Genomic DNA, 22625 nt, shown 5'->3' on the forward strand with positions numbered 1-22625 from the left:
GCATGAAGGTCGGCGCGGTCATCATCACGATGGGCAACCGCCCCGACGAGCTGCGCGCCCTCCTCGACTCGGTCGCCAAGCAGGACGGCGACCCGGTCGAGGTGGTCGTCGTCGGCAACGGCTCGCCCGTCCCGGACGTCCCCGAGGGCGTCCGCACGATCGAGCTGCCCGAGAACCTCGGCATCCCCGGCGGCCGCAACGTCGGCATCGAGGCCTTCGGCCCGGCCGGCCGGGACGTCGACATCCTGCTCTTCCTCGACGACGACGGCCTCCTCGCGCACCACGACACCGCCGAGCTGTGCCGCAAGGCGTTCGAGGCCGACCCGGGGCTCGGCATCATCAGCTTCCGCATAGCCGACCCGGACACCGGCGTCACCCAGCGCCGCCACGTCCCGCGGCTGCGCGCCGCCGACCCGATGCGCTCCTCCCGGGTCACCACCTTCCTGGGCGGCGCCAACGCCGTCCGCACCCGCGTCTTCGCCGACGTCGGAGGGCTCCCGGACGCGTTCTTCTACGCCCACGAGGAGACCGACCTGGCCTGGCGGGCCCTGGACGCCGGCTGGATGATCGACTACCGGTCCGACATGGTGCTCTACCACCCGACGACCGCCCCCTCGCGGCACGCCGTCTACCACCGCATGGTCGCCCGCAACCGCGTCTGGCTGGCCCGCCGCAACCTCCCCGCGCTCCTCGTCCCCGTCTACCTCGGCGTGTGGCTGCTGCTCACCCTCCTGCGCCGCCCCTCCCGCCGCGCGCTGCGGGCCTGGTTCGGCGGATTCCGCGAGGGCTGGACCACCCCGTGCGGACCCCGCCGGCCCATGAAGTGGCGTACGGTGTGGCGGCTGACCCGACTGGGCCGGCCCCCCGTCATCTGACAAGCTCGTACGCGAGAATCCGGGAGTACCGGGAGGGGCCGTACCCTGGCCCCCGGCTCATGCCAGGCCCGCACAGGCCGCGCATCTCGAAGACGAAAGTTTCCACTAGTGAGTGAGACAACGCACGACGCCACGGTCGCGGTGAGCGCGCCCGCGGCGCCCGACGAGGGCCTCACGGCGAGGGAACTCGCCGCCAAGTACGGGCTGAGCGTGAGCGGCGCCCGGCCGTCCCTCATCGAGTACGTCCGTCAGCTCTGGGGACGGCGGCACTTCATCCTCGCCTTCTCCCAGGCGAAGCTGACCGCCCAGTACAGCCAGGCCAAGCTCGGCCAGCTGTGGCAGGTGGCCACGCCGCTGCTCAACGCGGCCGTGTACTTCTTCATCTTCGGCCTGCTCCTGGAGGCCGACCGGGGCATGTCCCGCGAGGTCTACATCCCGTTCCTCGTCACGGGCGTGTTCGTGTTCACCTTCACGCAGAGCTCGGTGATGGCGGGCGTGCGCGCGATCTCCGGCAACCTCGGCCTGGTCCGCGCCCTGCACTTCCCGCGCGCGGCCCTGCCGGTCTCCTTCGCGCTGCAGCAGCTCCAGCAGCTGCTGTTCTCGATGATCGTGCTGTTCGCCGTGGCGATCGGTTTCGGCCACTACCCGGACCTGTCCTGGGTGCTGATCGTGCCGGTGCTCGTCCTGCAGTTCTGCTTCAACACCGGTCTCGCGCTGATCATGGCCCGGGCGGGCGCGAAGACCCCCGACCTGGCGCAGCTGATGCCGTTCGTGATGCGGACCTGGATGTACGCGTCCGGCGTGATGTTCTCCATCCCGATCTTCCTTGCGGACAAGCCGGCCTGGATCGCCAACGTCCTGCAGTGGAACCCGGCCGCGATCTACATGGACCTGATGCGTTTCGCCCTCATCGACGACTACGGCTCGCGGTACCTGCCCGACCACGTCTGGGCGGTGGCGGGCGGCTGGGCCGTGCTGTTCGCGCTCGGCGGCTTCGTGTACTTCTGGAAGGCGGAGGAGAGGTACGGCCGTGGCTGAGCGGAACGCCGAGCGGACGGGCGAGGCGCGGGTCCCCACCGTCATCGCGGACGACCTGCACATCGTCTACCGCGTCAACGGCGCCAAGACCGGCAAGGGCAGCGCCACCGCCGCCCTCAGCCGCATCCTCAAGCGCGGCTCCGACGACGCCGCCCGCGGGGTGCGCAAGGTGCACGCCGTGCGCGGTGTCTCCTTCGTGGCCTACCGCGGCGAGGCCATCGGCCTGATCGGCTCCAACGGCTCCGGCAAGTCGACCCTGCTGCGCGCCATCGCGGGCCTGCTGCCCGCCGAGCGCGGCAAGGTCTACACCGACGGCCAGCCCTCTCTGCTCGGCGTCAACGCGGCCCTGATGAACGACCTCACCGGCGAACGCAACGTCATATTGGGCGGGCTCGCCATGGGCATGTCCCGCGAGGAGATCAAGGAGCGCTACCAGGAGATCGTCGACTTCTCCGGCATCAACGAGAAGGGCGACTTCATCACGCTGCCGATGCGCACCTACTCCTCGGGCATGGCGGCCCGGCTGCGGTTCTCCATCGCCGCCGCCAAGGACCACGACGTGCTGATGATCGACGAGGCCCTGGCCACCGGCGACCGCAAGTTCCAGAAGCGCTCCGAGGACCGCATCCGGGAGCTGCGCAAGGAAGCCGGCACGGTGTTCCTGGTCAGCCACAACAACAAGTCCATCCGCGACACCTGCAACCGCGTCCTGTGGCTGGAACGCGGTGAACTGCGCATGGACGGCCCGACCGACGAGGTGCTCAAGGAGTACGAGAAGTTCACCGGCAAGTAGCCCGGCTCGGCCAGGGCCCCGGCGGAACTGTTCCGGCGGGGCCCCGCGTCTGCAAAGGAAACGTCAACTCCGGCCCGTTCCAGGAAGCTTGGGTCCGATCGGTGTGTTCTCGTGATGTGCGGGACACCCTGGCGAACCCCGATGCGTTGTACAACGTAAGCTGTACCGGTCCCGAAACGCGGCAATCAGGGCGATAATGCGCGACACCCCTCGTCGGGTCGCCGTGCGGGCGGCCGGGCGGCGTGTCCGAAACAGTGTGTATTGGGTCGGCAGTGTAGAACGGGAGATGTGACGGCGATGGCTACGGAAACTCCCCAGCTCCGCGCAGCACGTGCCGTCCCCGGGCCGGGCAGCCGGCGGTGACGGGAACCGGCACGGCGCGCGCCCTCGACCCGGAGCGCGGCACCCTCGACAAGGCCGCGGGCGAGAACTTCCCGGTGGCACCGTTCTTCCTGCCCCGGGCCTGGCGCACCGACCTCATGGCCGTCTACGGCTTCGCCCGTCTCGTCGACGACATCGGCGACGGCGACCTCGCCCCCGGCGGCGCCGACGCCCGGCTGCTCGGCGTCTCCCCGCGGGAGGCCGACGACCGGCTGGTCCTGCTCGACGCCTTCGAGGCCGACCTGCGCAGGGTCTTCGACGGCACGCCGCGCCACCCCCTGCTGCGCCGCCTCCAGCCGACAGTCCGCCGCTGCTCCCTGACCCCCGGGCCGTTCCTCGGGCTGATCGCCGCCAACCGCCAGGACCAGCTGGTCGGCCGGTACGAGACCTACGACGACCTGCTCGCGTACTGCGAGCTCTCCGCCAACCCCGTGGGCCGTCTCGTGCTCGCCGTCACCGGCACCTCGACGCCCGAGCGGATCCGCCGCTCCGACATGATCTGCACCGCCCTGCAGATCGTCGAGCACCTCCAGGACGTGGCCGAGGACCTCGGCCGCGACCGCGTGTACCTGCCCGCCGCCGACATGAAGCGCTTTCACGTCGAGGAGGCGGATCTCGCCACCAGCACCGCCGGAGCGCCGGTCCGCGCGCTGATCGCGTACGAGGCGCGAAGGGCCCGGGACCTCCTGAATGAAGGCGCCCCCCTGGTGGGTAGCGTCCACGGCAGGCTGAAGCTGCTGCTCGCGGGGTTCGTGGCGGGGGGAAGGGCGGCTCTGCACGCGATCGCCGCCGCCGGCTACGACGTACTTCCCGGCCCGCCCAAGCCCGGCAAGGGCCGGCTGCTGCGCGAGGTGGGCGTGACCCTGCGAGGAGAGGGGTGATCCGGACCGTGGAGTCGGAACCACACGCGTCCCCACCGGTACTCGCCGCCTACAGCTACTGCGAGGCCGTCACCGGGCGGCAGGCCCGCAACTTCGCCTACGGCATCCGCCTGCTGCCGACGCCCCAGCGCCGTGCGATGTCGGCGCTGTACGCGTTCTCGCGGCGGGTCGACGACATCGGTGACGGCGCGCTCGCCGACGACGTCAAGGTCGCGCGCCTGGAGGAGACCCGGGCGCTGCTCGCGCGGATCCGCGAGGGCGGTGTCGACGAGGACGACACGGACCCGGTCGCGGTCGCCCTCACCCACGCGGCCGGGCTCTTCCCGATCCCGCTCGGCGGCCTGGACGAGCTCATCGACGGCGTCCTCATGGACGTCCGCGGCGAGACCTACGAGACCTGGGACGACCTGAAGGTCTACTGCCGCTGCGTGGCGGGTGCCATCGGGCGGCTCTCGCTCGGCGTGTTCGGCACGGAACCAGGGGCGCGCGGCGTCGAGCGCGCGCCGGAGTATGCCGACACGCTCGGCCTCGCGCTCCAGCTCACCAACATCCTCCGGGACGTCCGCGAGGACGCCCTGGGCGGGCGGACCTACCTGCCCGCCGACGACCTGGCCAAGTTCGGCTGCTCGGCCGGGTTCGACGGGCCGAGGCCACCCGAGGGCTCCGACTTCGCGGGCCTCGTGCACTTCGAAGTGCGACGGGCCCGCGCTCTTTTCGCCGAGGGCTACCGGTTGCTGCCCATGCTCGACCGGCGCAGCGGCGCCTGTGTCGCCGCCATGGCCGGCATCTACCGCCGTCTCCTCGACCGCATCGAACGCGACCCGGAGGCCGTGCTGCGCGGCCGGGTCTCGCTGCCCGGCCGGGAGAAGGCGTACGTCGCCGTGCGCGGACTGTCCGGCCTGGACGCCCGGCACGTGACCCGACGGGCCGTCAGGAGGCGGGCGTGAGCGACGAAGGAGCCGCCATCGGCGAAGAGCGGTGGGCAACCCTCCGGCCGGGGCCCGCGTCCCTGACGGAGACGGCCGTCCGAGCACGCTCCGGGCGACTCGGCCGGCGCGCAGGGGAGGGAGCGTGATGACCCACGGCACACGGTCCCGTGGACCGGTCGCGGACGGGCGGCACACCGTCGTGGTCGGCGGCGGGCTCGCCGGCGTCACCACCGCGCTCGCGCTCGCCGACGCCGGTGTGCGCGTCACCCTGCTGGAGGGCCGCCCCCGGCTCGGCGGCCTGGCCTTCTCCTTCCGGCGCGGCGATCTCACCGTCGACAACGGCCAGCACGTCTACCTGCGCTGCTGCACCGCCTACCGCTGGTTCCTCGACCGCGTCGACGGCGCGGCGCTGGCCCCGCTGCAGGACCGGCTCGACGTACCCGTCGTGGACCTCGCCCGGCCCGCGGGGCGACGGCTCGGCAGGCTGCGCCGCGACGCGCTGCCCGTGCCCCTGCACCTGGGCCGCAGCCTCGCCGCCTACCCGCACCTGTCGCTCGCCGACCGCGCCCGGGTGGGCCGGGCCGCGCTCGCGCTGAAGGGACTCGACCTCGCCGACCCGGCGCTGGACACCCAGGACTTCGGCAGCTGGCTGGCCGCGCACGGCCAGTCGCCGCGCGCCGTCGAGGCCCTGTGGGACCTGGTCGGGGTCGCCACCCTCAACGCGGTCGCCTCCGATGCCTCCCTGGCACTCGCCGCGATGGTCTTCAAGACCGGTCTGCTGTCCGACCCGGGCGCGGCCGACATCGGCTGGGCGCGCGTCCCGCTGGGCGACCTGCACGACCGGCTCGCCCGCAAGGCACTCGACTCAGCGGGCGTCCGCACCGAGGTCCGTACCCGCGTCACCTCCGTCTCCCCGGCCGTGAACGGAGGGTGGAGCGTCCAGGTTCCCGGCGAGAGGCTCGACGCCGACGCCGTCGTGCTCGCCGTACCGCAGCGCGAGGCGCACGACCTGCTGCCCGAGGGCGCACTCGACGCGCCCGAGCGGCTGCTGGAGATCGGCACCGCGCCGATCCTCAACGTCCATGTGGTGTACGACCGTCAGGTCCTCGCCCGGCCCTTCCTCACCGCCCTCGGCACCCCCGTGCAGTGGGTGTTCGACCGCACCGAGGCGTCCGGGCTGCGCTCCGGGCAGTACCTGGCGCTGTCCCAGTCCGCGGCGCAGGACGACATCGACGCGCCCGTCGCCGTCCTGCGCGAGCGCTACCTGCCCGAGCTGGAGCGGCTGCTGCCGCTGACCCGGGGCGCCGAGGTGAGGGACTTCTTCGTCACCCGGGAGCGCACCGCGACGTTCGCTCCCGCCCCCGGCGTCGGGCGTCTCAGGCCCGGCGCCCGCACCAAGGCATCCGGCCTCTACCTGGCCGGAGCGTGGACCGCCACCGGGTGGCCCGCGACCATGGAGAGTGCGGTCCGCAGTGGTGTGAGCGCGGCGGACGCCGTGCTGGGCGCCCTGGGCCGGCCCCGCCCCCGCCATCTCTTCGCGTTCGAGGAGGCGGCGTGACGCCGGCCCAGACCGGCGCGGCGGGCGGCCCCCGCACCCCCGGTACCGCAACAAGAGGAGAGACTGTGCCCACTGTGCCCCCGGCCTCGAGGACTGCCGAGGCGGTGGACGTGACCGCGCTGCTGGAGCGCGGCCGGACCCTGGCCACGCCGGTACTGCGGGCGGCCGTCGACCGGCTGGCCCCTCCCATGGACACGGTCGCCGCCTACCACTTCGGCTGGATCGACGCCCAGGGCAGGCCCGCCGAGGGCGACGGCGGCAAGGCCGTGCGACCCGCCCTCGCGGTCATGTCCGCCGAGGTCGTGTCCGCCGTCCCCGAGACCGGCGTCCCCGGCGCCGTCGCCGTGGAGCTCGTCCACAACTTCTCCCTCCTCCACGACGACCTCATGGACGGCGACGAGCAGCGCCGCCACCGCGACACGGTCTGGAAGGTGCACGGCCCCGCCCAGGCCATCCTGGTCGGCGACGCCCTGTTCGCCCTCGCCAACGAGGTGCTCCTCGAACTCGGCACCGTCGAGGCCGGCCGCGCCACCCGCCGCCTGACCACCGCCACCCGCGCCCTGATCGACGGCCAGGCCCAGGACATCTCCTACGAGCACCGCGACCGCGTCAGCGTCGAGGAGTGCCTGGAGATGGAGGGCAACAAGACCGGTGCCCTGCTCGCCTGCGCCAGCTCCATCGGCGCCGTCCTCGGCGGCGCCGACGACCGCACCGCCGACACGCTGGAGAAGTACGGCTACCACCTGGGCCTCGCCTTCCAGGCCGTCGACGACCTGCTCGGCATCTGGGGCGACCCGGTCTCCACCGGCAAGCAGACCTGGAGCGACCTGCGCCAGCGCAAGAAGTCCCTGCCGGTCGTCGCCGCCCTCGCGGCCGGCGGCCCCGCCTCGGAGCGGCTCGGCGAGATCCTCGCCGCCGACGCCAAGGCCAACGACTTCGCGAACTTCTCCGAGGAGGAGTTCGCGGCCCGCGCCGCCCTCATCGAGGAGGCCGGGGGCCGCGCGTGGACAGCCGACGAGGCACGCCGTCAGCACACCATCGCCCTCGAGGCCCTCGACGCCGTGGACATGCCCGACCGGGTGCGGGAGCAGTTCACGGCGCTCGCCGACTTCGTCGTCGTACGGAAGAGATGATCACTATCGGCCCAATAACCCTCGCGTAGTCGCCGGCCGGTGCCGCGAGCCAGCACGGAGCACCGGCCGACGGCGGACCCACAGCAGCTGCACACCTTGCACCACTGCACGAAGGGGAAGCCATGACAGCGACGACCGACGGAAGCACCGGGGCCCTGCGGCCCCGCGCCGCCGCGGCCAGCGACACCGACACCCCCGGGGCGGCCGGGGTATCCGAAACCGCCGCCCGCGCCGCCCGGCGCGCCACCGACTTCCTGCTCTCCCGCCAGGACGCCCAGGGCTGGTGGAAGGGCGACCTCGAGACCAACGTCACGATGGACGCCGAGGACCTGCTGCTGCGCCAGTTCCTCGGCATCCTCGACCGGAGGACCGCGCACGCGGCCGCCCTGTTCATCCGCGGCGAGCAGCGCCAGGACGGCACCTGGGCCACGTTCCACGGCGGCCCCGGCGAGCTCTCCACCACCATCGAGGCCTACGTCGCCCTGCGCCTGGCCGGGGACGCGCCCGACGCCCCGCACATGGCGCAGGCCTCCGCCTGGATCCGCGCGCAGGGCGGCATCGCCGCCGCCCGGGTCTTCACCCGCATCTGGCTGGCCCTGTTCGGCTGGTGGAAGTGGGAGGACCTGCCCGAACTGCCCCCGGAGCTGATCTTCTTCCCCAAGTGGGTGCCGCTCAACATCTACGACTTCGGGTGCTGGGCCAGACAGACCATCGTCCCGCTGACGATCGTCTCCGCGAAGCGCCCGGTACGCCCCGCGCCCTTCCCGCTCGACGAGCTGCACACCGACCCCGCCCACCCGAACCCGGCCAGACCCTTGGCCCCGCCGCTCAGTTGGGACGGCGCCTTCCAGCGGATGGACAAGGGCCTGCACGCCCTGCGCAGGGTCGTCCCGCGCGGGCTGCGCAAGGCCGCCATGAACAGCGCGGCCCGCTGGATCATCGAACGGCAGGAGAACGACGGCTGCTGGGGCGGCATCCAGCCCCCGGCCGTGTACTCGATCATCGCCCTGCACCTGCTCGGCTACGACCTCCAGCACCCGGTGATGCGGGAAGGGCTGGCGTCGCTGGACCGGTTCGCCGTGTGGCGCGAGGACGGGGCCCGGATGATCGAGGCCTGCCAGTCGCCCGTGTGGGACACCTGCCTCGCCGCGATCGCGCTCGTCGACGCCGGACTGCCCGCCGACCACCCGCAGTTGGTGAAGGCGGCCGACTGGATGCTGGGCGAGGAGATCGTCCGCCCCGGCGACTGGTCGGTGCGGCGCCCCGGACTGCCGCCCGGCGGCTGGGCGTTCGAGTTCCACAACGACAACTACCCCGACATCGACGACACCGCCGAGGTCGTCCTCGCGCTGCGCCGCATCGCCCACCACGACCCGGAGCGGGTCGACCGGGCCGTCGGGCGCGGTGTGCGCTGGACCCTCGGGATGCAGTCGAAGAACGGCGCGTGGGCCGCCTTCGACGTCGACAACACCAGCCCCTTCCCGAACCGGCTGCCGTTCTGCGACTTCGGCGAGGTCATCGACCCGCCGTCGGCGGACGTCACCGCGCACGTCGTGGAGATGCTCGCGGTGGAGGGACTCGCCCACGACCCGCGCACCCGGCGCGGCATCGAGTGGCTGCTGGCCGAACAGGAGCCGGACGGCTCGTGGTTCGGGCGCTGGGGCGTCAACTACGTGTACGGCACCGGGTCGGTGGTCCCCGCCCTGGTGGCCGCCGGCGTCCCCGCCGCGCACCCGGCGATCCGGCGGGCGGTGGCCTGGCTGGAGTCGGTCCAGAACGACGACGGCGGCTGGGGCGAGGACCTGCGCTCCTACAGGTACCCCGCCGAGTGGAGCGGCCGGGGCGCCTCGACGGCCTCCCAGACGGCGTGGGCGCTGATGGCGCTGCTCGCGGCTGGCGAGCGGCACTCCCAGGCCGTCGAACGGGGCGTCGAGTGGCTCGCCGCCACCCAGCGGGAGGACGGTTCCTGGGACGAGCCGTACTTCACGGGCACCGGCTTCCCCTGGGACTTCTCGATCAACTACCACCTCTACCGCCAGGTCTTCCCTCTCACGGCGCTCGGCCGGTACCTCCACGGGGAGCCCTTCGCCGACCGGCTCAAGGGGAGCTGATGGGCACGCAGCCCGCTCCGGTCCCGCTGCTGATCGCCTGCGCGCTCGGCATCGAGCAGTTCGCGCTGCGCGCGGGCGGGCGGGGCGGCGCCGGCGGTCCGGTCACCGTGCTGCGCACGGGCATGGGGCCGGCGGCGGCCGAGCGGGCCGTCACGCGGATGCTGGCCGACCCGGCGCTGCGGGACGCCGCCGTGCTGGCCACCGGTTTCTGCGCGGGCCTCGCGCCCGGCATGCACCCCGGCGACCTGGTCGTCGCCGAGGAGACCCGCGACCCGCGCTCGACGACCCCCTGCGTCGGGACCGAACTGCTGGTCAAGGAGCTGGGGCGGGCGGTGCCGGGAGGGACCGTGCACACCGGACCGCTGACCGGCTCCGACCACGTCGTGCGCGGTCAGGAGCGGGCCGATCTGCTCGCGACCGGCGCGATCGCCGCCGACATGGAGTCGGCGGCCACGCTCCTGAGCGCCGTGCGCGCGGGCGAGCGCCCGGTTGCGGCCGTCCGGGTGGTCGTGGACGCTCCTGAACATGAACTCGTCCGGATCGGCACGGTGCGCGGTGGAATATCGGCTTTCCGTGTTCTTCGTTCGGTCCTTCCCGCTTTCTTCGAATGGCACCGTTCCTTGCTGCTCCCCAGGAGGTGAGCCAGATGGCCATGCCGCTCCGACAGTCCATCAAGGTCGCTACGTACTTGGCTGAACAGAAGCTCAGAAGGCGGGACAAGTTCCCCCTGATCGTCGAACTCGAGCCGCTGTTCGCCTGCAACCTCAAGTGCGAGGGGTGCGGCAAGATCCAGCATCCCGCCGGGGTGCTCAAACAGCGGATGCCGGTCGCCCAGGCCGTCGGGGCGGTCATGGAGTCCGGTGCCCCGATGGTGTCCATCGCCGGCGGCGAGCCGCTGATGCACCCGCAGATCGACGAGATCGTGCGCCAGCTCGTGGCCAGGCGGAAGTACGTCTTCCTCTGCACCAACGCCATGCTGCTGCGCAAGAAGATGGACAAGTTCACGCCCTCGCCCTACTTCGCGTTCGCGGTGCACATCGACGGGCTGCGCGAGCGGCACGACGAGTCCGTGGCCAAGGAGGGCGTGTTCGACGAGGCGGTGGAGGCGATCAAGGAGGCCAAGCGGCGCGGTTTCCGGGTCACCACCAACTCGACCTTCTTCAACACCGACACCCCGCAGACCATCATCGAGGTGCTGAACTTCCTCAACGACGACCTCCAGGTCGACGAGATGATGATCTCGCCCGCCTACGCCTACGAGAAGGCCCCCGACCAGGAGCACTTCCTCGGCGTGGAGCAGACCCGCGAGCTGTTCAAGAAGGCCTTCGCGGGCGGCAACCGGCGGCGCTGGCGGCTCAACCACTCCCCGCTGTTCCTGGACTTCCTGGAGGGCAAGGTCGACTTCCCGTGCACGGCGTGGGCGATCCCGAACTACTCGCTCTTCGGCTGGCAGCGCCCCTGCTACCTGATGAGCGACGGATACGTGCCGACGTACCGGGAGCTGGTCGAGGAGACCGACTGGGACAAGTACGGCCGCGGCAAGGACCCGCGCTGTGCCAACTGCATGGCGCACTGCGGTTACGAGCCCACCGCCGTCCTGGCCACCATGGGATCGCTGAAGGAGTCCCTGCGCGCGATGCGCGAGACGGTCTCCGGGAACCGGGAGTGAGGTCATGACCGCCATCGAGCTGGGCGTCACCGAGGTGCCCCTCCGGCCGGTCGCCCAGCGGCGCGCCTCGCGCCGGATCCAGGTCGGCCCGGTGCCGGTCGGGGGCGGGGCCCCGGTGTCGGTGCAGTCGATGACGACGACCCGCACCTCGGACGTCGGCGCCACGCTGCAGCAGATCGCCGAACTCACCGCGTCCGGCTGCCAGATCGTCCGGGTCGCCTGCCCCACGCAGGACGACGCGGACGCGCTGGCGACCATCGCCCGCAAGTCGCGGATCCCGGTGGTCGCCGACATCCACTTCCAGCCCAAGTACGTCTTCGCTGCCATCGAGGCGGGCTGCGCGGCCGTGCGCGTCAACCCCGGCAACATCAAGCAGTTCGACGACCGGGTCAAGGAGATCGCCCGGGCGGCCCGTGACCACGGCACGCCGATCCGGATCGGCGTGAACGCCGGATCGCTGGACCGGCGGCTGCTGCAGAAGTACGGCAGGGCCACCCCGGAGGCGCTCGTGGAGAGCGCCCTGTGGGAGGCGTCCCTGTTCGAGGAGCACGACTTCCGTGACATCAAGATCTCCGTCAAGCACAACGACCCGGTCGTGATGATCGAGGCCTACCGGCAGCTCGCCGAGCAGTGCGACTACCCGCTGCACCTCGGCGTCACGGAGGCCGGCCCGGCGTTCCAGGGCACCATCAAGTCGGCGGTGGCCTTCGGGGCGCTGCTCTCCCAGGGCATCGGCGACACGATCCGGGTGTCGCTGTCGGCGCCGCCGGCCGAGGAGGTCAAGGTCGGCATCCAGATCCTGGAGTCCCTGGGGCTGCGGCAGCGCGGGCTGGAGATCGTCTCCTGCCCCTCCTGCGGCCGCGCCCAGGTCGACGTCTACAGGCTGGCCGAGGAGGTCACGGCCGGGCTGGAGGGCATGGAGGTGCCGCTGCGCGTCGCCGTCATGGGGTGCGTGGTCAACGGGCCCGGCGAGGCACGGGAGGCCGATCTGGGGGTGGCCTCCGGCAACGGCAAGGGGCAGATCTTCGTCAAGGGCGAGGTCGTCAGGACCGTCCCCGAGTCGAGGATCGTCGAGACGCTGATCGACGAGGCGATGAAGCTCGCCGCGCGCATGGAGCAGGACGGCGTGGGGCCGGGGGAGCCGGCCGTCACCGTGAGCTGAACACAGCACGGAATGCGAAGGGGGCCCGAGCGTGACGATTCTGGAGACCATCCGGGGACCACGCGACCTGAAGGCGCTGTCCGAGGCCGAACTGGGGGAACTGTCCGACGAGATCCGGGAGTTCCTGGTGCAGGCGGTCGCCAGGACCGGCGGCCACCTGGGACCCAACCTGGGCGTGGTGGAGCTGACCGTCGCCCTGCACCGGGTCTTCGACTCGCCGGCCGACCGCATCCTGTGGGACACCGGCCACCAGTCCTACGTCCACAAACTGCTGACCGGACGCCAGGACTTCTCCAAGCTGCGCGGCAAGGGCGGTCTCTCCGGCTACCCCTCGCGCGAGGAGTCCGAGCACGACGTCATCGAGAACAGCCACGCCTCCACGGCACTCGGCTGGGCCGACGGGCTCGCCAAGGCCCGCCAGGTGCGGGGGGAGACGGGGCACGTCGTCGCGGTGGTCGGTGACGGCGCCCTCACCGGCGGCATGGCCTGGGAGGCCCTGAACAACATCGCGGCCGCCAGGAACCGCCCGCTGATCATCGTCGTCAACGACAACGAGCGCTCCTACGCGCCGACCATCGGCGGCCTCGCCGACCACCTGGCGACCCTGCGCACCACCGACGGCTACGAGCGGGTGCTGGCCTGGGGCAAGGACGTGCTCCACGGCACGCCCCTGATCGGCACCCCCCTCTACGAGGCCCTGCACGGCGCGAAGAAGGGCTTCAAGGACGCGTTCGCCCCGCAGGGCCTCTTCGAGGACCTGGGCCTGAAGTACGTCGGCCCGATCGACGGGCACGACGTCGGGGCCGTGGAGTCCGCGCTGCGGCGCGCCAAGCGCTTCCACGGGCCGGTCCTCGTGCACTGCCTCACGGAGAAGGGCCGCGGCTACGAACCCGCTCTCGCGCACGAGGAGGACCACTTCCACACCGTCGGCGTGATGGACCCGCTGACCTGCGCGCCCCTCTCGCCCGCGGGCGGCCCTTCGTGGACCTCCGTGTTCGGTGAGGAGATCGTCCGCATCGGCGAGGAGCGCGAGGACGTGGTGGCGATCACCGCCGCCATGCTGCACCCGGTGGGGCTCGGCCCCTTCGCCGAGCGGTTCCCGGACCGGGTGTGGGACGTGGGGATCGCCGAGCAGCACGCGGCCGTCTCCGCGGCCGGCCTGGCGACGGGCGGCCTGCACCCGGTCGTCGCCGTCTACGCGACCTTCCTCAACCGAGCCTTCGACCAGTTGCTGATGGACGTGGCCCTGCACCGCTGCGGGGTGACCTTCGTCCTGGACCGGGCCGGCGTCACCGGCGTCGACGGGGCCTCGCACAACGGCATGTGGGACCTGTCCGTGCTGCAGGTGGTGCCCGGCCTGCGCATCGCCGCCCCGCGCGACGCGGACCAGCTGCGCGCCCAGCTGCGCGAGGCGGTCGCCGTCGACGACGCGCCGACCCTGGTGCGCTTCCCCAAGGAGTCGGTGGGGCCGACGATCCCCGCCGTCGACCGCGTGGGCGGGCTGGACGTGCTGCACCGGGCCACCGGGCCGCGGGTGCTGCTGGTGGCCGTGGGCGTGATGGCGCCCGTCTGCCTGAAGACCGCCGAGCTGCTCGAAGCACGCGGCATCGGCTGCACCGTCGTCGACCCCCGCTGGGTCAAGCCCGTCGACCCCGCCCTGCCGGGGCTCGCCGCCGGACACCGCATGGTGGCGGTGGTCGAGGACAACAGCCGGGCGGCCGGGGTCGGCTCTGCCGTGGCGCTGGCCCTCGGCGACGCCGAGGTCGACGTACCCGTGCGGCGGTTCGGCATCCCGGAGCAGTTCCTCGCGCACGCCAAGCGCGGTGAGGTGCTCGCCGACATCGGTCTGACGCCCGTCGACATCGCCGGACGGATCAGCGCGAGCCTGACCGTCAAGGAAGAGCCGTCCAAGGAGTCACAGCAATGACAACCGCCGAGTCCGCGCCGGAGTCGTCGCAGGCCGGGGAGTTCGACCTCGGCAAGCTGCTGGCCGAGCGCGGAGCCGAACGCTACGAGCTGCACACCCGCCACCTCAACCACCAGCTCCCGCGCATGCTGCACACCATCGGCTTCGACAAGGTCTACGAGCGTGCAGAGGGCGCCTACTTCTACGACGCCGACGGCAACGACTACCTGGACATGCTCGCCGGGTTCGGGGTGATGGGGCTCGGCCGCCACCACCCCGTCGTCCGCAAGGCGCTGCACGACGTCCTGGACGCCTCCCTCGCCGACCTCACCCGGTTCGACTGCCAGCCGCTGCCCGGCCTGCTGGCCGAGAAGCTGCTCGCGCACAGCCCGCACCTGGACCGGGTGTTCTTCGGCAACAGCGGCACCGAGGCCGTCGAGGGCGCCCTGAAGTTCGCCCGGTTCGTCACCGGCCGCCCCAGGGTGCTGTACTGCGCCCACGCCTTCCACGGCCTGACCACCGGCTCCCTCTCCGTCAACGGCGAGTCCGCCTTCCGGGACGGCTTCGCCCCGCTGCTGCCCGACACGGCCGTGCCGCTCGGCGACCTCGACGCGCTGGAGCGGGAGCTGCGGAAGGGCGACGTCGCCGCCCTGATCGTCGAGCCCATCCAGGGCAAGGGCGTGCTGCAGGCCCCGCCGGGCTACCTGCTCGCCGCCCAGGAGCTGCTGCGCCGGCACAAGGCGCTGCTGATCGCCGACGAGGTGCAGACCGGCCTCGGCCGCACCGGCGACTTCTACGCCTACCAGCACGAGGACGCGGTGGAACCCGACCTGGTGTGCGTGGCCAAGGCGCTGTCCGGCGGCTACGTGCCGGTCGGCGCCACCCTCGGCAGGGACTGGATCTTCAAGAAGGTCTACTCGTCCATGGACCGGGTCCTGGTCCACTCCGCGAGCTTCGGCTCGAACGCGCAGGCGATGGCGGCGGGCCTCGCGGTGCTGTCGGTGATGGAGAACGAGCAGATCGTGGCGAACGTCCGGGCCACGGGCGAGCGGCTGAGGTCGCGGCTCGCGGCGCTGACGGACCGGTACGAGATGCTCGCGGACGTCCGCGGGCGGGGCCTGATGATCGGCATCGAGTTCGGCCGCCCGAAGTCGCTGAAGCTGCGGAGCCGGTGGGCGATGCTCCAGGCCGCGCGCAAGGGACTGTTCGCGCAGATGGTGGTGGTGCCGCTGCTGCAGCGCCACCGCATCCTCACCCAGGTCTCCGGCGACCACATGGAGGTGATCAAGCTGATCCCGCCGCTGATCATCGGCGAGCGGGAGGTGGACCGGTTCGTCGACGCGTTCACGGCCGTGATGGACGACGCGCACAACGGCGGCCTGGTCTGGGACTTCGGTAAGACGCTCGTCAAGCAGGCCGTCGCCCACCGGTGAGACCCGCGGGCCGCCGCGGCGGGACGAGGCAGCCGAGACTTTGCCTGTGAGGCAAAAAATTTGCCGCTGAGGCAAGACTTCGGCTGAATGGTGGGCATGAGCTCCCCCGAGACCGAGCGGCCCGCCGGGGCCGACTCGCCGGCCGATCCGGCCGGAGCGCTGCCCGCGGTAGCGCCGCAGCTGCGGGCCCTGCGGCGCCAGGCCGCCCTGACCCTGGAGACCGCGGCCCGCGCGGCCGGGCTGTCGCCCGCCCACCTCTCCCGGCTCGAGACCGGGCAGCGCCAGCCCTCGCTGCCGATGCTGCTCACACTCGCCCGGGTCTACGGTACGACCGTCTCCGAGCTGCTCGGCGAGACGGTCGCCGGCCGGGACGCCGTCGTGCGCGCGGCCGACATGGAACCTACCGCGGCGGGCGGCTGGACCTACTGGCAGGCCGGCGCCTCCGGCCGCGGGATGCAGGCCCTGCGGGTCCACGTCCCCTACGGCTCCCAGGGCGACATCGTGCGCGTCCACCCCGGCGAGGAGTGGCTCCACGTGCTGCGCGGCCGGCTGCGGTTGCGCCTCGGCGACGCCACGCACCGGCTGACGGCGGGCGACAGCGCCCACTTCGACTCGCTCACCCCGCACCGCATCGCCGCCGACGACCACGACGGCGTCGACCTGCTCTTCGTCCACACCCTGCTGCAGAGCCCCGCGACCGCCCTGTGCCTGGGCCCCCTCACCCCTGGAGACGCGTCATGAGCGACATGGAGGAGAAGTTCCCCCGGGCCCTGTGGGTGCGGCTGTTCATCTACCTGGTCCTGGGGCACGTGTTCGCCGCGTTCGTCTACCTGCTGTTCGAGGTGGGCGCCAAGTAGCCGCGGTGCGGCGCCTCAGTCGAGGAGCCGCTCGCGCAGCCGCTCCCGGGTCCGCGGGCTGAGCCCCAGGCCCTTTTCCAGGTAGGGGTCGACACCGCCCCAGGTCTCCTCGATGGTCTCGAAGGCGGCCGCCAGGTACTCGGCGCGCGCGTCGAACAGCGGGCTGAGCAGCTCCATGACCTCGGGGGAGTAGGCCGAGGCGTGCGAGCTGCTGCGGTGCACCTTGTAGCGGCGGTGCTTGGCGTTCGACTTCAGGTAGTCCTCGACGATGGCGTCCCGCTCGACGCCCAGGGCGAGCAGCGTCACCGCGATGGACAGGCCCGCGCGGTCCTTGCCCGCCGCGCAGTGCATCAGGGCGGGGACGCTGTCCTCCGCGAGCGCGTGCAGCACCTGGGAGTGCTCCGCCGTGCGGTCCTTGATGATCATGCGGTAGGAGGCGATCATCCGCTCCACGCCCTTGCCGTCCGCGAGGATCGAGCGCAGCTGGTCGAGGTCGCCGTCGCGCACCATCCGCCAGAACTCGGCGCCGTCGGCCGGGTCGCTCAGCGGCAGGTTCACATTGCGCACGCCCGGCAGCTCGACGTCCGGGCCCTCCAGCTTCTGGTCGGCCGCGTTGCGGAAGTCGAAGACCGTGTGCAGGCCCAGCGTGGCCAGGAAGGCGGCGTCCTCCCCGGTCGCGTGCGCCAGGTGGCCGCTGCGGAACAGCACGCCCTGACGCACCCGCCGCCCGTCCACCGTGGGCAGCCCGCCCACGTCGCGGAAGTTGCGCACTCCGGCCAGCTCGGGCTCGGTCGACGGGACCTGCTGTGTCACGAGGGCTCCTCCCCATCGGCGCCGCCGGCGCGGCTCGTCGACGGGCTCATCCGACGATACGACATGGCTGCCCGGGGCAATGAGTTGTCCACAGGCGTTGCCCGGAGCGGCCCCCGCGCCCGATGATGTTGCCGCCTGATCGCACCTGATCGGCCTTGTTGGAATCTGTGAGGGCTCGATGCTGGACATCTCCGAAAACGGTCGTACGTGGGTGCTCTCCGGGCCGGCCAGCAGCTACGCCGTCCACGTCACCGAACGGGACGAGCTGCTGCACCTGCACTGGGGCCCCAGGATCACCCTCGCCGACGCCGAGGCGCTCGCCGTCCGGCCGCTGCCGGAGTACTGGCCGTTCGAGTCCCCGCTCGACGGCCGTGAGGAGTATCCGGCCGAGGGCGGCCCCCGGTTCGTCCGCCCCGCCCTGTCCGTGCGCACCGCCGAAAGGCGCGGCACCGAGTGGGTCTTCGAGGGCCACGACACGCGGGACGGCGCCCTGCGCCTGCGCTTCCGGGACGGCGACCTGACCATCACCCTGCACTACCGGATGCGCCCCGGCGCCGACGTCGTCGAGCGCTGGGTGACCCTGGACAACCGGGGGCCGGAGGTCGAGGTGCTGCGCGCCGACTCGGCCACCTGGACGCTGCCCGAGCGCGGCACATGGCGGCTGTCCCAGCTGCACGGGCGCTGGGGCGCCGAGTCCCGGCTCGTGCGCTCGGCGCTCACCCACGGCGAGAAGGTGATCGGCAGCCGCCGCGGCCACACCGGCCACCAGCACCTGCCCTGGGTCGCCCTCGACACCGACGCCACCGAGGAACACGGCGAGGTCTACGGCTGCGCGCTGGGCTGGTCCGGCTCCTGGCGGATCTCCGTGGCACAGCTCCCGGACGCGCGCGTGCAGATCACCGGCGGCGCCGGCCACGACGACTCGGGCCTGCTGACGCTGGGCACGGGCGAGTCGTACACGACACCCGTCTTCGCGGGGCTGTGGAGCGAGGGCGGCTTCGGCGGGGCGAGCCGCGCCTGGCACGCCTACCAGCGGGCGTACGTCGTCCCGGACGCCGACCGGGACCGGCCGGTGCTGTTCAACTCCTGGGAGGCCACCGAGTTCGACATCTCCGAGGAGCAGCAGCGGGCGCTCGCCGAGCGGGCCGCGGCCATGGGAGTGGAGCTATTCGTGGTCGACGACGGCTGGTTCGGGGCGCGCACCAGCGACCGGGCGGGGCTCGGCGACTGGACGCCCAACCCCGACCGCTTCCCCGGCGGGCTGAAGCCGCTCGCCGACCACGTGCACGGCCTCGGCATGCAGTTCGGCATCTGGGTCGAACCCGAGATGGTGAACCCGGACAGCGAGCTGTACCGCGCCCACCCCGACTGGGTGCAGTATCAAACGGGACGAAAGCGGACGGAGTTCCGCAACCAGCTCGTACTGAACCTCGCCCGGGAGGACGTCCAGGAGTACCTGTGGGAGCAGCTCGACGGGCTGCTCTCCAGCGCCCCCATCGACTACGTCAAGTGGGACTTCAACCGCTGCTTCACCGACGCCGGCTGGCCCGGCGACCCCTATCCGCAACGGCTCTGGGTCGAGCACGTCCGTGCCCTGTATGCCCTGCTGGACCGGCTCCGGGCCGCCCACCCGGGCGTGGCCTTCGAGTCCTGCTCGGGCGGCGGCGGGCGGATCGACCTCGGCGTGCTGAGCCGCACGGACCAGGTGTGGACCTCCGACAACACCGACCCGCTCGACCGGCTCGCCATCCAGCACGGCTTCAGCCAGATCCACCCCGCGCGGGTGATGGCCGCCTGGGTCACCGACAGTCCGAACGCCATGCTCAACCACCGGGCCAGTTCCCTGCGGTTCCGGTTCGTGAGCGCCATGGCCGGGGTGCTCGGCGTCGGTGGCGACCTCACCAAGTGGACACCGGAGGAACTCGCCGAGGCGCGGGAGTGGGTGGGGCGGTACAAGGAGATCCGCCCGGTGGTGCAGCGCGGCGACCTCTACCGGCTGCGGCCTCCGCAGGGCGGTCTGAGCGCCGTGCAGTACGTCCTCGGTGACGAGACCGTCGTCCTCGCCTGGCTCCAGGCGCAGCGCTTCGGCGAGCCCGTGCCGGCGCTCCGGCTGCGCGGTGTCGATCCGGCGGCGACGTACGAATGCCTCGAAACGGGCGAACTGTACCGAGGGGCCGTCCTGCTCCACCACGGACTGCGGGTCGGGCTGCGTGGAGACCTGGATGCCACCGTGGTCCGCCTTAAGCGGAAGTAGTCCCTCTCGTCCGAATAGGGCGATTCGGCCGCTTCGTCATAACGTGCCCCGGTCGCACGGGAGATGGGAGCGGGGTGCGTGACCATCGTCATACCCGTGACGATGTGTTGTTGCCATGCGCACGTAATTGTGGCGTTATTCAGGCCCATTGAGGAAAACGGAAGATCGGGATTCCACGCTCGGTGACGGGAAATGCGCCGACGTGGCGAGAAAAACGCGCTCACGGGCAACCGCAAGCTTGTCCCGTCGCGTCTTGGTCGCTTACGTTCCACACCGATCCGGACGGACGCCTAATCCTGCCGCCGCCCGGAGCCCGCACCCACTGACCCGACGTACGGCAGGAGCGGGGGACCCACAGGTAAGACGCCTGTTCCGGTTCCCGGAACGGGCTTGGGGTTAAGCCGCGCCCCGGCGCGGCCGGGCATCTCCAGCCCGCACCCGACAGCTCACCTCGCAGGCGACGGAGAGGAATACGCCATGCCCGCGAAGGGTAAGCACCGCCGCCCGAAGACCCAGCGTTTCACCCGCTCCATCGCCGTCGCCGGAACCGGTGGAGCGGCTCTCGCCCTGCCCCTCATGGGCGCCGCCGGTGCCCACGCCGCCACCCCGCAGTCGGCGCCGGAAAAGGCCGTCCGGTCCGTCCCGGCCGCCGAGCAGAAGACCGCGGAAAAGGCCACCGGCGCCCGCACCTACACGGTGCGGGCGGGCGATTACCTCGCGAAGATCGCCGACGACCAGAACGTCAGCGGCGGCTGGAAGAAGCTGTACTCCGACAACCGGGACGCCGTCGGCGACGACCCGTCGCTGATCCACCCGGGTCTGAAGCTCTCCCTCGGCGAGAAGGCCGCGGCGAGCGCGGCCGAGGCGCCGTCCGCGCCGAAGGCCCCGGCGGAGCGGTCCGCGAAGAAGTCCGCCCCGAAGCCCTCTTCCGCCGGTTCGCCGGCGAAGGCGGAGACCGCCCCGAAGCCGGCCGCCGCCAAGCCCGCCGCGCAGAGCAACGCCGGTGGCTACAGCTCCCCGGTGGACGGTGCCACCGTCGGCACCCCGTACCGCATGTCCGGCAGCATGTGGTCCAGCGGCTACCACACCGGCGTCGACTTCGTCGTCCCGACCGGCACCTCCCTCAAGGCCGTCGGCGCGGGCACGGTCGTCTCCGCCGGCTGGGGCGGCGCGTACGGCAACCAGGTCGTCATCAAGCTGAACGACGGCCACTACGCCCAGTACGCCCACCTGTCCCAGCTGTCCGTCTCGGCCGGCCAGACCGTGACCGCCGGGCAGCAGATCGGCCTGTCCGGCGCCACCGGCAACGTCACCGGACCGCACCTGCACTTCGAGATCCGCACCGCGCCGGGCTACGGCTCGGACATCGACCCGGTCGCCTTCCTGCGCTCCCACGGCGTCTCCGTCGGCTGACCAGGCCGCCGGCCACCCCTCCGGCACCCCCTGACCTGCCCGGCACGCCACCGAAGGCCGGACCCCTCCCCGGGGCCCGGCCTTCGGTGTGCGCGCCCGTCGGCCGGCTCAAGGGGGCGGCAACGGAACCTGCCGGACATCGACGTGCCGAGCGGGGTGGCGGTGTGGTTCCGGCAGCGGCGACGGCGCCAATCACAACTCCGGGTCTGGCGGTTCACCCGGGAACGCCCCTGACGGGCCGGCTATTCCGGAGTTGGCGAACACTTTAGGAGTGGCTCATCTCACCGCACGTCAACCCTTCCCTACGGTCGCGTAGGTCACATTCGAGGGTGAATCATGGGCGGTTGTGGCAGACGATTCGAAGAGTGACAGCAGATCAGTGATCGGGTCGTACGTGGCGGTGGGGGACAGCTTCACCGAGGGCGTCGGGGATCCCGGCCCCGACGGGGCGTTCGTCGGCTGGGCCGACCGGTTCGCCGTCCTGCTCGCCGACCTCCGGCCCGAAGGCGACTTCCGGTACACCAACCTCGCGGTGCGCGGGAAACTCCTCGACCAGATCGTGGCGGACCAGGTGCCGCGGGCCGTCGAACTGGCCCCGGACCTCGTCTCGTTCTGCGCCGGGGGCAACGACATCCTGCGCCCCGGCACCGATCCGGACGAGGTGGCCGAGCGGTTCGAGCGGGCGCTCGCGCGGCTCACCGCGGTGGCCGGGACGGTGATGGTGACGACCGGGTTCGACACCCGTGGCATGCCCGTGCTGAAGCATCTGCGCGGCAAGATCGCCACGTACAACGGGCACGTCCGCGCCATCGCCGACCGGTACGGCTGCCCGGTGCTCGACCTGTGGTCGCTGCGCAGCGTGCAGGACCGCAGGGCCTGGGACGCCGACCGGCTGCACCTGTCTCCCGAGGGGCACACGCGGGTCGCGCTCCGGGCGGGGCAGGTGCTCGGGCTCGACGTGCCGGCCGACCCCGAGCAGCCGTGGCCGCCGCTGCCGCCGCGGGGCACGCTCGAGGTCCGGCGCGACGACGTGCACTGGGCGCGGCAGTTCCTGGTGCCGTGGATCGGACGACGGTTGCGGGGGGAGTCCTCCGGGGACCACGTGACGGCCAAGGGAGCGTTGTCGCCGGACGACATCCGGATGCGGATCGCCTCCGTGGCGTGAGGCCTGCCGGGTGCCGGGCTCGCGCCCGACGGCGGGGGTGGGGCGGGGCCGCGCCGGGGGGGTGTCCGTCCTCGGAACGGCGCGATGCGGTCGGACGCCGACTGACTGTCCGTTGAGGCGCCAGCCGCCGCGGGCGGACGCCCCCCGGCGCTGCCCCTTCCGTGCGTCGGCCGGTGCGGGTGTGTTCCCGCTCGGGCGTGGGCAGCCGAGCCGCTGGGGCGACGGGGCTCCTGGCTGGAGCCCCGTCGAGGCCC

The 22625-nt window shown here is 72.2% G+C and carries 20 protein-coding genes and 1 riboswitch; of the genes, 19 read left to right on the forward strand and 1 reads right to left on the reverse strand.

Annotated features, from left to right (window positions below; genetic code table 11):
- Positions 1 to 2 precede the first annotated feature (2 nt).
- The 16 genes from AC07DA_RS18055 to AC07DA_RS18130 all read left to right on the forward strand — a co-directional run bounded on the left by AC07DA_RS18055 (position 3) and on the right by AC07DA_RS18130 (position 16726).
- Positions 3 to 875, forward strand: a complete 873-nt coding sequence (locus AC07DA_RS18055) for a glycosyltransferase family 2 protein (RefSeq protein WP_479129222.1) — start codon at positions 3 to 5, stop codon at positions 873 to 875.
- Positions 876 to 983: 108 nt separating this feature from the next.
- Entirely contained in the window at positions 984 to 1913 is a 930-nt protein-coding gene (locus AC07DA_RS18060) for an ABC transporter permease (RefSeq protein ID WP_479129135.1), read from the forward strand.
- The gene (locus AC07DA_RS18065) at positions 1906 to 2706 is read left to right on the forward strand and encodes an ABC transporter ATP-binding protein (protein ID WP_479129136.1); all 801 of its coding nucleotides are present in this window, start codon (positions 1906 to 1908) and stop codon (positions 2704 to 2706) included. The genes AC07DA_RS18060 and AC07DA_RS18065 overlap by 8 nt, the downstream gene beginning before the upstream one ends.
- A gap of 359 nt (positions 2707 to 3065) precedes the next feature.
- Entirely contained in the window at positions 3066 to 3968 is a 903-nt protein-coding gene (gene hpnC / locus AC07DA_RS18070) for a squalene synthase HpnC (RefSeq protein ID WP_479129137.1), read from the forward strand.
- Positions 3965 to 4915, forward strand: coding sequence for a presqualene diphosphate synthase HpnD (hpnD, locus tag AC07DA_RS18075; RefSeq protein ID WP_479129138.1), 951 nt, complete (start codon positions 3965 to 3967; stop codon positions 4913 to 4915). The genes hpnC and hpnD overlap by 4 nt, the downstream gene beginning before the upstream one ends.
- On the forward strand, positions 4912 to 5043 hold the full coding sequence (locus tag AC07DA_RS18080) for a DUF6380 family protein (RefSeq protein ID WP_479129139.1): 132 nt from the start codon (positions 4912 to 4914) through the stop codon (positions 5041 to 5043). The genes hpnD and AC07DA_RS18080 overlap by 4 nt, the downstream gene beginning before the upstream one ends.
- The gene (gene hpnE / locus AC07DA_RS18085; RefSeq protein ID WP_479129140.1) at positions 5043 to 6455 is read left to right on the forward strand and encodes a hydroxysqualene dehydroxylase HpnE; all 1413 of its coding nucleotides are present in this window, start codon (positions 5043 to 5045) and stop codon (positions 6453 to 6455) included. The genes AC07DA_RS18080 and hpnE overlap by 1 nt, the downstream gene beginning before the upstream one ends.
- Positions 6452 to 7588 (forward strand): polyprenyl synthetase family protein, encoded by a 1137-nt coding sequence (locus AC07DA_RS18090; RefSeq protein ID WP_479129141.1) that lies wholly within the window; start codon positions 6452 to 6454, stop codon positions 7586 to 7588. The genes hpnE and AC07DA_RS18090 overlap by 4 nt, the downstream gene beginning before the upstream one ends.
- A 122-nt stretch (positions 7589 to 7710) precedes the next feature.
- Positions 7711 to 9699 carry a squalene--hopene cyclase gene (gene shc / locus AC07DA_RS18095; RefSeq protein ID WP_479129142.1) on the forward strand — a complete coding sequence of 663 codons (1989 nt, stop codon included), beginning with the start codon at positions 7711 to 7713 and terminating at the stop codon, positions 9697 to 9699.
- Positions 9699 to 10340 carry a phosphorylase family protein gene (locus tag AC07DA_RS18100; protein WP_479129143.1) on the forward strand — a complete coding sequence of 214 codons (642 nt, stop codon included), beginning with the start codon at positions 9699 to 9701 and terminating at the stop codon, positions 10338 to 10340. The genes shc and AC07DA_RS18100 overlap by 1 nt, the downstream gene beginning before the upstream one ends.
- 5 nt (positions 10341 to 10345) lie before the next feature.
- The gene (gene hpnH / locus AC07DA_RS18105; protein WP_479129144.1) at positions 10346 to 11368 is read left to right on the forward strand and encodes an adenosyl-hopene transferase HpnH; all 1023 of its coding nucleotides are present in this window, start codon (positions 10346 to 10348) and stop codon (positions 11366 to 11368) included.
- A 4-nt stretch (positions 11369 to 11372) separates the two neighbouring features.
- Positions 11373 to 12530 carry a flavodoxin-dependent (E)-4-hydroxy-3-methylbut-2-enyl-diphosphate synthase gene (gene ispG, locus AC07DA_RS18110; protein ID WP_479129145.1) on the forward strand — a complete coding sequence of 386 codons (1158 nt, stop codon included), beginning with the start codon at positions 11373 to 11375 and terminating at the stop codon, positions 12528 to 12530.
- 31 nt (positions 12531 to 12561) lie between these two features.
- Positions 12562 to 14457 carry a 1-deoxy-D-xylulose-5-phosphate synthase gene (dxs, locus tag AC07DA_RS18115; RefSeq protein ID WP_479129146.1) on the forward strand — a complete coding sequence of 632 codons (1896 nt, stop codon included), beginning with the start codon at positions 12562 to 12564 and terminating at the stop codon, positions 14455 to 14457.
- A complete protein-coding gene (locus AC07DA_RS18120; RefSeq protein WP_479129147.1) occupies positions 14454 to 15869 on the forward strand; it encodes an aspartate aminotransferase family protein in 1416 nt (471 codons plus the stop codon). Before dxs ends, AC07DA_RS18120 begins: the two co-directional genes overlap by 4 nt.
- A gap of 96 nt (positions 15870 to 15965) precedes the next feature.
- Positions 15966 to 16610 carry a helix-turn-helix domain-containing protein gene (locus AC07DA_RS18125; protein ID WP_479129148.1) on the forward strand — a complete coding sequence of 215 codons (645 nt, stop codon included), beginning with the start codon at positions 15966 to 15968 and terminating at the stop codon, positions 16608 to 16610.
- Positions 16607 to 16726, forward strand: coding sequence for a DUF6126 family protein (locus AC07DA_RS18130; RefSeq protein WP_479129149.1), 120 nt, complete (start codon positions 16607 to 16609; stop codon positions 16724 to 16726). The genes AC07DA_RS18125 and AC07DA_RS18130 overlap by 4 nt, the downstream gene beginning before the upstream one ends.
- Positions 16727 to 16741: 15 nt before the next feature.
- On the opposite strand, the gene AC07DA_RS18135 is transcribed toward AC07DA_RS18130, so the two are convergent.
- Complete coding sequence (locus AC07DA_RS18135; RefSeq protein ID WP_479129150.1) at positions 16742 to 17539, reverse strand: tyrosine-protein phosphatase; 798 nt, start codon at positions 17537 to 17539, stop codon at positions 16742 to 16744.
- Positions 17540 to 17717: 178 nt separating this feature from the next.
- On the opposite strand from AC07DA_RS18135, the gene AC07DA_RS18140 reads away from it, so the two are divergent.
- From AC07DA_RS18140 to AC07DA_RS18150, 3 genes are all read left to right on the forward strand, one after another.
- Positions 17718 to 19793 (forward strand): alpha-galactosidase, encoded by a 2076-nt coding sequence (locus AC07DA_RS18140; RefSeq protein ID WP_479129151.1) that lies wholly within the window; start codon positions 17718 to 17720, stop codon positions 19791 to 19793.
- A 317-nt stretch (positions 19794 to 20110) separates the two neighbouring features.
- Positions 20111 to 20266: riboswitch (cyclic di-AMP (ydaO/yuaA leader) on the forward strand.
- 4 nt (positions 20267 to 20270) lie between these two features.
- Positions 20271 to 21206: a M23 family metallopeptidase gene (locus tag AC07DA_RS18145; protein ID WP_479129152.1), complete on the forward strand. Its 936-nt coding sequence runs from the start codon at positions 20271 to 20273 to the stop codon at positions 21204 to 21206.
- 379 nt (positions 21207 to 21585) lie between these two features.
- Positions 21586 to 22371, forward strand: a complete 786-nt coding sequence (locus tag AC07DA_RS18150) for an SGNH/GDSL hydrolase family protein (RefSeq protein ID WP_479129223.1) — start codon at positions 21586 to 21588, stop codon at positions 22369 to 22371.
- Positions 22372 to 22625: the final 254 nt, after the last annotated feature.

This window comes from Streptomyces sp. NPDC044921 (assembly GCF_056432865.1).

Bases quoted from the DNA above. Each gene is read 5' to 3' on its own strand.
- AC07DA_RS18055 (WP_479129222.1), top strand. From the start codon at position 3: ATGAAGGTCGGCGCGGTCATCATCACGATGGGCAACCGCCCCGACGAG.
- hpnE (WP_479129140.1), top strand. From the start codon at position 5,043: ATGACCCACGGCACACGGTCCCGTGGACCGGTCGCGGACGGGCGGCAC.
- shc (WP_479129142.1), top strand. From the start codon at position 7,711: ATGACAGCGACGACCGACGGAAGCACCGGGGCCCTGCGGCCCCGCGCC.
- AC07DA_RS18100 (WP_479129143.1), top strand. From the start codon at position 9,699: ATGGGCACGCAGCCCGCTCCGGTCCCGCTGCTGATCGCCTGCGCGCTC.
- hpnH (WP_479129144.1), top strand. From the start codon at position 10,346: ATGGCCATGCCGCTCCGACAGTCCATCAAGGTCGCTACGTACTTGGCT.
- ispG (WP_479129145.1), top strand. From the start codon at position 11,373: ATGACCGCCATCGAGCTGGGCGTCACCGAGGTGCCCCTCCGGCCGGTC.
- AC07DA_RS18120 (WP_479129147.1), top strand. From the start codon at position 14,454: ATGACAACCGCCGAGTCCGCGCCGGAGTCGTCGCAGGCCGGGGAGTTC.
- AC07DA_RS18125 (WP_479129148.1), top strand. From the start codon at position 15,966: ATGAGCTCCCCCGAGACCGAGCGGCCCGCCGGGGCCGACTCGCCGGCC.
- AC07DA_RS18130 (WP_479129149.1), top strand. From the start codon at position 16,607: ATGAGCGACATGGAGGAGAAGTTCCCCCGGGCCCTGTGGGTGCGGCTG.
- AC07DA_RS18140 (WP_479129151.1), top strand. From the start codon at position 17,718: ATGCTGGACATCTCCGAAAACGGTCGTACGTGGGTGCTCTCCGGGCCG.
- AC07DA_RS18145 (WP_479129152.1), top strand. From the start codon at position 20,271: ATGCCCGCGAAGGGTAAGCACCGCCGCCCGAAGACCCAGCGTTTCACC.